This is a genomic window from Kocuria sp. (assembly GCF_030536815.1).
GTDB lineage: Bacteria > Actinomycetota > Actinomycetes > Actinomycetales > Micrococcaceae > Kocuria > Kocuria gwangalliensis.
This window is the reverse complement of record NZ_JAUNPE010000074.1, coordinates 1-11,618: the sequence shown is the minus strand read 5'-3', so window position 1 is coordinate 11,618 and position 11,618 is coordinate 1. Positions and strand designations below refer to the sequence as shown.

The following is an 11,618-nucleotide window of genomic DNA, read 5'->3' as shown; positions in this document are numbered from 1 at the left end:
GGCGTCGGCCCGGCCTCCCCGATGAAACACCGCGCCGGTGGCGCCCTGACAAGGGAAGCCACCGGCGCGTTCTTCTCGGATGGGGACCTTACCGGCCGGGTTCGTCCTCCACATACCGATCTTCGCGGTAGTCGTAGTCCACGGGTCGATCGTCCTCGTCGGTGCGCTGGTACCAGGAGCTCATGCGCTCCGAGGTGGAGTCCATGTCGCGGCCGGCGGCGGCCGGGCCCTTCTCCTGGCGGATCTCGATGGCGAAATCGTCGCCGTGCTGATCCATTCCCTGGCGCACCGCGTTGTCCAGCGCCTTGCGGGCGTAGCGGTGGCGCAAGCTCATGGGATCGGTACTCAGATCCCGCAGGAACGCGGGGATCAGGGCCAACAGGATGACCGCGAACGGCAACGCCGCCACGGTCACCAGGTCCTGAAGTCCCTGCAACGCGTCCGAACCTCCCACCAGGAGCATGATCGAGGACACACCGGCCAACGCCAGACCCCAGAAGATGGTGATCTTCTTGTCCGGATGCGGCTTGCCCTGCTGGGACATGGAGGCCATGACCAGGGTCGCTGAGTCCGCGGAAGTGATGAAGAAAACGGCCAACAGAATGATGATCACGATGGGCGTGATCTGGCTGAGGGGCAGGGCATCCAGCATCAGGAAGAGCATCGCCTCGGGAGAGGCGGCACTGGCGATGTCGGTGCCGGAGCGCTGCAGCCAGATGGCCGTGCCACCGAAGATCGAGAATGCGAGCACGCAAATCAGGGTGGGCGCCAACAGCACCACGGTCACGTACTGGCGCAGGGTGCGGCCGCGTGAGATGCGGGCCACGAAGGTGCCGACAAAGGGTGCCCAGGAAACCCACCAGGCCCAGTAGAACAGGGTCCAGTAACGCATGAATTCTTCGGCCTCCGGGCCCCAGGACGCGGACATCGAGATCATTTGGAACATCTCACCGAAGTACGTGCCCACCACGGACGGAATGAAGTTCAACAGGAATACGGTGGGGCCGGCCACGAACAGGAAGAACGCCACGATGGCGGCCAGGACCATGTTGAAGTTGGAGAGTCGACGGATGCCCTTGGCCACACCGGAGACCGCCGAAATCAAGAACACGCAGGTCAGAATGGCAATGATGGCGATCAACAGGCCATTGCCCACTTCGCCTATCCCGGTGATGATCTGCAGACCGCTGCCGATCTGCAGGGTTCCCAGACCCAGGGACGCGGAGGTTGCGAACAGGATGCCAACAATGGCGAAGGTGTCGATCAGTCGGCCGCCCACGGTCAGGTGCGCCCGCTGACCGAAAATGGCGGACATCAACAACGGGCGACCGCGACGATAGGCGGCGTAACCCACGGCGGCCCCCACCAGCGCGTAGATGGCCCACGCCTGCAAACCCCAATGGAAAATGGTTTGAGCCATTGCAGAGTGCATGGCCTGGTATGTCTCCGCTTCCGCGCGGCCCGGCGGGGGAGTCATGTAATAGGTGATCGGCTCGTAGACGCCGAAGAAGATCAAGCCCACGCCCATTCCGGCGGCGAACAGCATCGCGATCCAGGACCCCATGGAGTAGGCGGGTGCTTCACCGTCCTTGCCCAGGGGAATCTTGCCGTAGCGGGAGAAACCCACGTAGAGCAGGAACAACAGCACCACGGCGGCCAGCAACGTGAAGATCCAGCCGCCGTACGTAACCACACCGGTCAGTGCGCTCGAGGCGACCTGCGTCAAGGTTTCGGTGGACACCGCACCCCACACCACGAAACCCACGATCAGCGCCCCAGCCACACCGAAGGTGATCTTGTCGGTGCGGTAGCGGACGCGCTGCTCCTCCACGGAAACACCCGGAACCAGACCCGGGTGAGTGTCGTGGGGATAACTTGCGGTGGCGTCGTCGGGTCCGGCAACCGGGCGGGACGAGGAGCTCATAACGGAACCTGCGTTCTGAACTGAAGGTGGCGGCGTCGGCCGCCCGGACCGTAATACCTTAGCGGCCGGCCGCCCGCAGATGGGCCCGCGCAGGTCGGATGAAAGGTAAGTGTGTTCATCAACACCGTGGATTTGCTGCCCGGAGTGGCCGTTTTAGCACGCGTTTGCAACGATCGAGACCGTGTAAAGGGATTCTTGTCATGTGATGAAGCGCTCGTCAGCAAGGGCGGGTAAAAGCATGTAACCTGGACCTACGAAAAACTGACAAGATACTCCGGGGCCGTACTGTGTGCGCAGTGCGTTGATACGGTGCCGCCCATCGGACACGAGACGCAGAGGGGGTCACGCCATGGGGCGCGGCCGTCAAAAGGCGAAGGCGACACGGCAGGCGCGGGAGATGAAGTACTTCAGCCCGCAAACCGACTACTCGGCGCTGCAGCGCGAGCTGCGGTCCAACAAACCGTCCTCCCGAGCCGTAGACCACGAGGATCGTCACGAGGAAGAAGATGATTACTCGGCCTACGCGGAGAAGTACTCCGACTATGACTGATCTGGTTCACGCGGACACCCACTGAGGCCCGCGTCACCTCCAGCACAACGCATGCGTCACGCGAACGTGGAGCACCATGTTTCGGGTCCCAGGACGTTGTACTCCACAAGGAACCGCCCCACACCACTAGTGGTTGGGGCGGTTCCTTGTGCGTTCATCTTGTTGTTGTGCAGGACCGGGAACGATCAGTTGGCGTACGAGCCCGTCATGAGCACGCCGCCGCCGTCCACGCCCTTGGCGCCTTGCACCCAGTCCGACCCTGCGTGCCGAGCGGCGGGATCCACGGGGCGCACTTCGCCCATGAGCCAGGAATTCACGCCGCGCTTGTTGAGGTGCTCCACGGCGGCGTCCGCCACCGAGGGATCCACAATGGCGACCATGCCCACTCCCAGATTGAGGGTGCGCTCCAGATCCGGTAGGGGAACGTTGCCCAGCTGACCGACCAGTTGGAAAATGGCCGGCAGTTCCCACGTGGAACGGTCCACGGTGGCTTGCAACCCCGAGGGGAGCACGCGGGCCAGGTTGGCGGCCAAACCACCGCCGGTCACGTGTGAGAAACCCCGTACACCGTGACCCGTCTGCCCGTCCTGACCGTTGACGGGGAAGGTCCGGGCCAGATCCAGGACATCGGCGGTGTAGACGCGCGTGGGCTCGAGCAGTTCCTCGCCCAGGGTGCGGCCGAGTTCGGAGACTTGACGCTCCAGCTGCCAGCCGGCCACATTGATGACCCGGCGCACCAGGGAGTACCCGTTGGAGTGGATGCCGGAAGAAGCCATGCCGATGATCACGTCACCGGCCTGCACACGGTCCGGGCCGAGTAGCTCATCGGCCTCGATCACGCCGGTGGCCGCCCCGGCCACGTCGTACTCGTCCGGAGCCAGAAGGCCCGGGTGCTCGGCGGTCTCGCCGCCGACCAGGGAGGTCCCGGCGGCGTCGCACGCGGACGCAATGCCACGCACGATGTCCGCGATACGCTCGGGAACCACCTTGCCCGTGGCAATGTAGTCAGTCATGAACAGCGGCTTGGCGCCCACCACCACGATGTCGTCCACGACCATGCCCACCAGGTCCCAGCCAATGGTGTCGTGGATGTCCAGGCTCTGGGCAATGGCCACCTTGGTGCCCACGCCGTCCGTGGAGGTCGCCAGGTAGGGCTTGCGGTACTTGGTGAGCTCCGAGACGTCGTACAGTCCGGCGAATCCCCCCACGCCGCCGATCACCTTGGCCGAGTGAGTGGCTTTGACCGCGGACTTCATGAGTTCCACGGCGCGATCGCCGGCTTCAACGTCCACTCCGGCGCTCGCGTAGGTCACGGACTGGGCACCGGCGCCGTCTTGGATGTTGCTCATGCGCTGTTCTCCTGGGTGGCAGGGATGTGGGGTTCGGTCTCGTTCGGTTCCCGGACCGTCGACGACGGCGCTGAGCTACCCGGAGCTTCGAGCACGGCTTTGCCGAGCTTGTCGGCCTCGGGCAGGGGAGTGGGGTACTCGCCGGAGAAGCATGCCGTACACAGGATCTCCCGGGGCTGCTTGGTGGCTTCGACCATGCCGTCATGGGAAATGTACCCCAGCGAATCGGCCCCCAGGGATGCCCGGATGTCCTCCACGGCAAGCCCGTTGGCGATCAGTTCCGCGCGGGAGGCAAAGTCAATGCCGTAGAAGCACGGCCATTTGATGGGCGGTGAGGAGATCCGAATGTGGATCTCCGCCGCCCCGGCCTCGCGCAGCATCCGCACCAGGGCACGCTGGGTGTTGCCGCGCACGATCGAGTCGTCCACGACGATCAGCTTCTTACCGGCGACGATCGAGCGCAACGGATTCAGTTTGAGCCGGATGCCCAGCTGCCGGATGGTGTCCGAGGGTTGGATGAACGTGCGGCCCACGTAGGAGTTCTTGACCAGGCCGTGACCGAACGGAATGCCCGAGGCTTCCGCGTAGCCAATAGCGGCCGGGGTGCCGGATTCGGGGGTGGGCATGACCAGGTCCGCTTCAACCGCGTGCTCGCGGGCCAACTGGCGGCCCATTTCCACGCGGGATTCGTAGACCGAGCGCCCGTTGATGGTGGTGTCCGGGCGGGCCAGGTACACGTACTCGAACACGCAACCGGCGCGCTTGGTCTCCGCAAAGCGGCGGGTCCGCAGGCCGTTCTCGTCCACGGCAATGAATTCACCCGGTTCGATCTCGCGCACCAGCGATGCGCCCACGATGTCCAGGGCAGCCGTTTCGGAGGCGACCACCCAGCCGCGCTCCAAACGGCCCAGCACCAGCGGGCGGATGCCCTGGGGGTCGCGAGCGGCGTACAGCGTGGTCTCGTCCATGAAGGACAGGCAGAAGGAACCGGTGAGCCTGGGCAGCAGGTGCATGGCGGCATCCTCGAGGGAACCATGCGGATGCTCGGCCAGCAGCGCCGTGATCAGCGCCGTGTCCGTGGTGTTGCCCTGGGCCATTTCACCGCGGGACGGGAACCCCGACTTGTCGATGAGCTGGTCGTACAGCTCAGCGGAATTCGTCAGGTTGCCGTTGTGCGCAAGTGCCACGGTTCCGTGCGGGGTGGCACCCAGGGTGGGCTGCGCGTTGGCCCAGTGGGACCCGCCCGTGGTGGAGTAGCGGCAGTGGCCCACGGCCACGTGCCCCTGGAGGGTGTTCAGCGTGGTCTCGTCAAAGACCTGGGACACCAACCCCATGTCCTTGTAGACCGAGATCCGGTCGCCACCGGACGTGGCAATGCCCGCGGACTCCTGCCCGCGGTGCTGCAACGCGTACAGCCCGTAATATGAAAGTTTGGCTACATCCTCGCCGGGGGCCCACACGCCGAAAACGCCGCACGCGTCCTGGGGGCCTTTTTCACCGGGGAAGAGGTCATGAGTGAGTTTTCCATCGGATCGAACCACCACAGCAGTGTCTCACGATCCGGGGCGGTCACCACTTTCATGCACGTCATCAATGTGTGCGGTGACATTGCGGGTGCGCTTGAGCGAAACGCGGTCGATGATCAAAGACACCACCGAGCCCACTCCCGCGCCGATCACCAGGCCGATGACCAGGAAGAAACCCGCGATGGCGCCGCGCGTGTAGTACTGGGACTCGGGGCCCAGGAGCCCGAACAGAAACCCCCCGACCGCGCCCAGAATGGCGCCGGTGATGAGGAACGCGAGCAGATTGGGCGCGCGGCGGATGGTCATTCTCGTTGCGCGCGAGGGCTCGTCGGGTGCGGGTTCGGGGGTGTTGTTGGACACGGAACTCATGGGTTCCAGGCTATCGCGGGTTCACCTGCCCGCGGTATTTGCGGGCTGGTGAGCGCCGAGGATTCGCTGGCAATCACTTCAGTCGAACAGCGGCAGCCAGTCGGAGAGATCGGTCCGGGTTCCCGACGCCGCCACGGTCCCGTCCGCCACGGCGCCCGCCCATTCGAGTTGTCCGGTGGCCAGGCGAAGCCACGTGAGGGCGTCTGTTTCCACCACGTTCGGGGGCGTGCCGCGGGTGTGGCGGGGCCCGGCCACGCACTGGGTCACGCCGAAGGGAGGTACCCGCACTTCCACGGAGTTTCCTTCGGCGCGGGTGGCCAGTTCTTCCAAGCAGTAGCGCACCGCCAAGGCCGTGGTCTTGCGCGGTGATGCATCGGGGTCCTGGCGCCACCGGGCCAGGGCCAGGGTGCCGTCTGCGGGGTTGATCTTGCGACGCACGCTCACGGCGCGGTGCCTCCAGAAATAGTCGCGGCTCGGTCGGTGCGGATCTGTCGAGCAGTGCCGGTCAGTTGAACAGGTCCAGAACGGGACGCGCGAGCTTGATGGCGCCCACGGGTTTCCCGGCTCCGGTAATCGGGTGCAGCACCTTGTCCAGGACGCGAGCGGCGTCGTCGGCGGAAATGGCACCCACCTGGGCGAGAAGTGTGAGGCCCACCAGCGCATTGGCGCGGGAGGAACCGTCGAGCATCTTGATGGCCACGGACCAGCCGCCCCGGGTTCCCAGGCCCAGCACGCCCTCCGCGCCGAGCTTGGTGATCACATCCAGCTCCTCCATGATCACGGTGTTCGAGCGGCCGGGACCCTGGACGTATTCGGGGTAGTCGAGCATGGAGGTAGCGACCGTGGCGGCGCGGGCGTCCGCCTGGATGTTGCGTGCAGCGCGACCCAGCGTGGAGTACATGCGGGCCAACCCGGTGAGGGTGAGCGCCGTCAGCGGTGCGCCGCAGCCGTCGATGCCCACGTGCTGGGCCTGTTCGCCGGAAAAATCCTCGATGGTCTCGACCACGAGCTTCTGCAGCGGATGCTGTGGATCCAGGTAACTGTCCAGGGGCCACTCGTTGACCACGCAGGCCCACAGGAACGCCGCGTGCTTGCCGGAGCAGTTCATGCACATGCGGTTCTTGCCGCGCTCGGTGCGGATCAACCAAGCGCGGGTGTCCTCGTCCTGGGGCCAGTCCTGCGGGCACTGCAACGCGTCGGGGGTCAGGCCCGCTGCTTTGAGGATGGAGCTGACCGCATCCAGGTGATCGAAGGTACCCGTGTGGGAGGCCGCAGCAATGGCCACCTGACCTCCACGCAGCGGGGCACCGGCCTTCATGGACGCAATGGCCTGGAACGGTTTGAGCGTGGAACGGGGGAAGATCAGTTCGTCCGGGGCACCCAAGGACAGGGCCACGGAACCGTCGGGAGCCAGCACCACGGCCGAGCCGCGGTGCCGGGACTCCACGAACCCGCTGCGCTCCACTTCTGCGAGATCAACGGCCTGTTCAGAACTGAAAGTGTGCATGCAACCCAGTATGTCAGCGCGATCACGGGAAACGTTGGAGTAGGTGTACCCGGTGCCGATACGCTGAGCACGTGAAGGTTTTGGTGGTGGGCCCAGGCGGCCGAGAACACGCGATAATCAAGTCCCTGCTGACGGATCCCAAGGTCGGTGAAGTCCACTCCGCGCCCGGTAACGCCGGGATCGCCCGGGACGTTCCCGTGCACGCCGTGAACGCTCAGGACCCCCGAGCGGTCACCGAGCTGGCTCGCGAACTGCGCGCGGATCTCGTGGTGGTGGGCCCCGAGGCTCCACTGGTCGCGGGCGTGGGCGATGCCCTGCGCGAGGCCGGGTTCCCGGTGTTCGGGCCCTCCAAGGACGCCGCGCACATCGAGGGCTCCAAGGCGTTCGCCAAGGAGATCATGGCCGCGGCAAACGTCCCCACGGCACGCGCCGTGGCCACCTCGGACATGGCAGAGGTCCGCGAAGCGCTTGCGGAATTCGGCGCACCGCACGTGGTCAAGGACGACGGCCTGGCTGCGGGCAAGGGCGTGGTGGTCACCCACGAAACCGACCGCGCGGAAGCCCACGCTCGCGAGTGCATCGAGGCCGGCGGAGCCGTGGTGATCGAGGAATTCCTGGACGGCCCCGAGGTCTCCTTGTTCGTCCTCACGGACGGCGAGCGCGTGGTTCCGTTGCTCCCCGCGCAGGACTTCAAGCGCGTACGCGACAACGACCAGGGCCCCAACACGGGCGGCATGGGGGCCTACACGCCCCTGGATTGGTTGCCCGAGGGCTTCACGGACGAGGTCGTCGAGCGTGTGGCCCGTCCCGTGGTGGCCGAGTTACGACGCCGCGGCACACCCTTCGTGGGTGTTCTCTACTGCGGCCTCGCGGTCACCCAGCGCGGCATCCAGGTCATTGAATTCAACGCGCGCTTCGGAGACCCCGAGACCCAGTCCGTGCTGGCCATGCTCGAGTCCCCGCTGGGCGAGCTCATGCTCGACGCCGCCGCGGGCCGCCTCTCCGAGGACCGAGCCCTGCAGTGGAAGCCGGGCGCCTCAGTGACCGTGGTGCTCGCGGCGCAGAACTACCCTGGAGCTCCGCGCAAGGGTGACCCCATCGGTGGTCTGGACCGGGTCGACTCCGTGGCCGAGACTCAGGTGATCCACGCGGGCACCGCCGCCGGCACTGCGGGGGATATCGTGTCCGCGGGTGGCCGCGTACTGGCCGTGGTGTCCCACGGCGCGGACCTCGCAGAAGCACGTGAGCGTGTTTATCGTGGGATGGAATTGATCTCCCTCCCCGGTGGGCACTACCGCGGTGACATTGCGCTCGCGGCCGCCGAGGGGCGCGTCACCCTCCCGACCACAGCTGAGGAACAAGCATGAGTGAGCATTCCGCACCGCCCGAGATTCCCGGCTGGAAGCATGCCTATACGGGTAAGGTCCGTGAACTTTACGTACCGGACGAATCCCGCCTGCGCGCCACCGGGGTTGCCATCAACGACAACGCCGAGTACCGCGCCGGGTCCGTCTTGGTCCTCGCGAGTGACCGGATCTCCGCGTTCGATCAGGTGCTGCCCACCGAGATTCCGGACAAGGGCGTCATTTTGAATCAATTGTCCCTGTGGTGGTTCGAGCAGCTCTCGGGCATCCCCAATCACATTCTCACGACCGACGTTCACGAATCGGTGCGCGGCCGTGCGGTGATCTGTAAAAACCTGTCCATGTTCCCGGTTGAGAACATTGTGCGCGGTTATCTGACCGGTTCGGGCCTCAAGGACTACAAGGCATCGGGATCGGTCTGCGGCGTGGAGCTGCCCGAGGGACTGGGAGACGGAGATCGACTTGAGGGCCCCATTTTCACCCCGACCGGCAAGGCCGAACTGGGCGAACACGACGAGCCCATCACCTTCCAGGAAATGGCCGATGTCGTGGGTAACGCGGTGGCGGACCGCTTACGCGAGTTGTCGCTCAACATTTATGCGGAGGCCGAGGAAATCGCACGCGAGCGCGGCATCATCGTGGCCGACACCAAAATGGAGTTCGGGCTGGACTCCTACCGGGGCGCCATCACCCTGGGTGACGAGGTACTGACCCCGGACTCCTCCCGGTTCTGGGATGCGGAGACCTACAGGCCGGGTCAGGCCCAGCCCTCGTTCGACAAGCAATACGTCCGTGACTGGTTGCGATCCGAAGAGTCCGGGTGGGACGGTAACGGCCCCGTTCCGGAACTTCCCGCAGACGTGGTCGAGAAGACGCGCGCGCGGTACGTGGAAGCCTACGAGCGGCTCACCGGGCGAGTGTTCGAGCCCAAGGGCCCGTTCTTCGAGGTTGCGGGTCCCGCGGAGTACTGAGGCCGGGATTTTCCGCCCGGCGTGCTCATTCCTGGGGGCCCGGGAAGAATTCCGGGGGATCGTCCCAGCGGGCGATTCGCATCGCCACCTGCACGAGGTGAGCATCCGTGTTCTTGAGCGGGGTCCCCTCCGCCAGGTAGTGCTCGCGGGCCGCGATCTGGAGGTGATCCGGCAGGGAACCGTCCGCGCGCACGATCCGCCACCAGGCGACGTCGTCACCGGCGAGACCGCGCGAGAGGATGCGAGCGGCCAGCCGCGGGGAACTGAGCCCGGCGAGTTCGGCGAGATCACCGTAGGACAACACCGTCCCGGGTGGCATCGCGAGCACTACACGGCGGACGGCTCGTGCGGCGTCATCGCCGGACAGGGGCGCCGCTGGCTCATGCATTAGCGAACGGGATCCGCACGTCCAAGACCCAGCGGCCGTGGTCCGGCCCGTAGGTGGCATCCCCGTTGAGCAGTGCCACGCGTTCCTGGATCCCATGCAACCCGTAACCGGACGTGAGGGGATACTCGTCAGAGCTGACCCCGGATGAGTGCTGGAGCTGGTTCTCCGTACGGATGAGTACCACATTGGCATCCAGGGCAAGGAACAACAGGCAGTCCGAGCCGGCCGGCGCGTATTTAATGATGTTGGTGGTTGCTTCCTGCAGAATGCGCGCCGCCGTGCCGCGCACGGTAGTGGGCAGCTTGTCGAAACCGTTGTGGACGTTCACGGTGACCGAAAAGCCAGCTGCGCTGAGACTCGCGGTGAGGGACGCCATCAGGTTCTTCAAGGAGCCGGTGGTCAGACCGGATGAGTTGTCATTCCTGCTCACGGCCCCCGGAGACTCGCGCAGAATGTGCAGCAGGGTACGCAGTTCTTGGAGGCCGGACCGGGCCGCATTCTCCATGGTGGAGATGGTTTCGTGCAATACCGCGGGATCCTTCTGCCGGTGGGAGCCTGCTGCCTGCATGGTCACAAGGGTGAGTTCGTGAGCCACCACGTCGTGCAGATCACGGGCAAGTTCCAAGCGTTCCTGTTCACGGAGCTGCTGGTGTGCGGCCTCGACGCTCCTCAGGCGGGCCTTGTTCTCCCGATGCTGGACGACGAAAAACCGCAACGCTACCCCGATCATCACCCCGATCACCAAGGGTGTTCCCATGATCCACAGGGCGTCCGTGGTGCTTTCCACTACGACGGCCGTAATGATCCAGGCTGCGAGGGCCAAGCTGTAGACCATGGTTAACATGCGCGGCAACATGCTCACGGTGGCCACCGTGACAATCACCGCGCAGATAAGCGTGGAGGCGTAGTTGTGGGTGAACAATGCCAGAACCAGAGGAACTGGCATCAACGCACTTGCAACGCCCGGACGCCACGCAATCAGAGCTAATGACACGTAACCGAGTGTCATCTGAACGGCCACTAGAATCATCGTGGATGCAGCGTAGGTCGCTGGGTCTAGTGCTCGGAGATCGTCGAAAAGGCCAATTGCCGCGTAGAGAACCAATGTGACGCGAAGCCAGACAGGCAGTGGACTGGTGCGGCCGAAGCCCTCCCGCACTGAGGTAGATCCGGTGGATGTGGCGATTACCACCCGCCACAGAGCTGGGGGATGTAGCGGCAAAGGGCGCTGCCCGGGCCCCTTTCGGCGGGGCCCTGCTGAGCGGCCAATGCGGGGCCTCCCACGGTGAACAACAGGGAGCAGGCGATCAGAGTTGCTGCGAGAGCCTGCTTGAAACTTTTTGCGGCTCCGGTTTGGTCAGTATGGAGGGGGGAAATGGTGTGAGGTGAGTTCATGCGATCAGTTTATGATCAAAATATGAGTTTGTGCACCCTTATATTGGTTGATGACCACCCGCTCATGCGCGATGCGTTGCGAAACCTATTTGATGCCGAGCCAGGATTTCAGGTTTTGGGTGAAGCCTCCGAGGGGGCTGAAGCCGTTCAGAAGTGTTTAGAGCTGGACCCCGATGTAGTGCTCATGGACATCCGGATGCCCGGAATGGATGGGATCGAGGCCACAGCACAAATCGTTCGACAAGCGCCACGTAGCAGAGTCCTTGCGCTCACCA

12 protein-coding genes are annotated in these 11,618 nt (G+C 64.8%); 4 read left to right on the top strand and 8 right to left on the bottom strand.

What is annotated here, in order from left to right; translation table 11 throughout:
• Positions 1–88: 88 nt before the first annotated feature.
• Complete coding sequence (locus Q4E95_RS08215; protein ID WP_303382839.1) at positions 89–1,924, bottom strand: BCCT family transporter; 1,836 nt, start codon at positions 1,922–1,924, stop codon at positions 89–91.
• 349 nt (positions 1,925–2,273) lie between these two features.
• Between Q4E95_RS08215 and Q4E95_RS08210 the strand changes: the two genes are divergently transcribed.
• Positions 2,274–2,474: a DUF3073 domain-containing protein gene (locus tag Q4E95_RS08210; RefSeq protein WP_031273197.1), complete on the top strand. Its 201-nt coding sequence runs from the start codon at positions 2,274–2,276 to the stop codon at positions 2,472–2,474.
• A gap of 185 nt (positions 2,475–2,659) precedes the next feature.
• Here Q4E95_RS08210 and purM read toward each other — a convergent pair whose 3' ends face one another.
• The 5 genes from purM to Q4E95_RS08185 all read right to left on the bottom strand — a co-directional run bounded on the left by purM (position 2,660) and on the right by Q4E95_RS08185 (position 7,225).
• Positions 2,660–3,823 carry a phosphoribosylformylglycinamidine cyclo-ligase gene (purM, locus tag Q4E95_RS08205; protein ID WP_303382838.1) on the bottom strand — a complete coding sequence of 388 codons (1,164 nt, stop codon included), beginning with the start codon at positions 3,821–3,823 and terminating at the stop codon, positions 2,660–2,662.
• Positions 3,820–5,364 (bottom strand): amidophosphoribosyltransferase, encoded by a 1,545-nt coding sequence (gene purF, locus Q4E95_RS08200; RefSeq protein ID WP_303382837.1) that lies wholly within the window; start codon positions 5,362–5,364, stop codon positions 3,820–3,822. The genes purM and purF overlap by 4 nt, the downstream gene beginning before the upstream one ends.
• A 12-nt stretch (positions 5,365–5,376) precedes the next feature.
• A complete protein-coding gene (locus tag Q4E95_RS08195; RefSeq protein ID WP_303382836.1) occupies positions 5,377–5,718 on the bottom strand; it encodes a hypothetical protein in 342 nt (113 codons plus the stop codon).
• Between the two features lie 78 nt (positions 5,719–5,796).
• On the bottom strand, positions 5,797–6,162 hold the full coding sequence (locus Q4E95_RS08190; protein ID WP_303382835.1) for a sterol carrier family protein: 366 nt from the start codon (positions 6,160–6,162) through the stop codon (positions 5,797–5,799).
• Between the two features lie 61 nt (positions 6,163–6,223).
• Positions 6,224–7,225, bottom strand: a complete 1,002-nt coding sequence (locus tag Q4E95_RS08185; RefSeq protein WP_303382834.1) for an asparaginase — start codon at positions 7,223–7,225, stop codon at positions 6,224–6,226.
• Between the two features lie 71 nt (positions 7,226–7,296).
• Here Q4E95_RS08185 and purD point away from each other — a divergent pair, with 71 nt between their 5' ends.
• Complete coding sequence (purD, locus tag Q4E95_RS08180; protein WP_303382833.1) at positions 7,297–8,592, top strand: phosphoribosylamine--glycine ligase; 1,296 nt, start codon at positions 7,297–7,299, stop codon at positions 8,590–8,592.
• Positions 8,589–9,560 (top strand): phosphoribosylaminoimidazolesuccinocarboxamide synthase, encoded by a 972-nt coding sequence (locus tag Q4E95_RS08175; protein ID WP_303382832.1) that lies wholly within the window; start codon positions 8,589–8,591, stop codon positions 9,558–9,560. The genes purD and Q4E95_RS08175 overlap by 4 nt, the downstream gene beginning before the upstream one ends.
• 25 nt (positions 9,561–9,585) lie before the next feature.
• Here the strand turns inward: Q4E95_RS08175 and Q4E95_RS08170 are convergent, their stop codons facing one another.
• Both Q4E95_RS08170 and Q4E95_RS08165 read right to left on the bottom strand, forming a co-directional pair.
• Entirely contained in the window at positions 9,586–9,948 is a 363-nt protein-coding gene (locus Q4E95_RS08170) for an MGMT family protein (protein ID WP_303382831.1), read from the bottom strand.
• Positions 9,941–10,894 (bottom strand): sensor histidine kinase, encoded by a 954-nt coding sequence (locus Q4E95_RS08165; protein ID WP_303382830.1) that lies wholly within the window; start codon positions 10,892–10,894, stop codon positions 9,941–9,943. Before Q4E95_RS08165 ends, Q4E95_RS08170 begins: the two co-directional genes overlap by 8 nt.
• A 447-nt stretch (positions 10,895–11,341) precedes the next feature.
• Between Q4E95_RS08165 and Q4E95_RS08160 the strand changes: the two genes are divergently transcribed.
• Positions 11,342–11,618, top strand: a 277-nt coding sequence (locus Q4E95_RS08160) for a response regulator transcription factor (RefSeq protein WP_303382829.1), incomplete at its 3' end; no start/stop codon positions are given.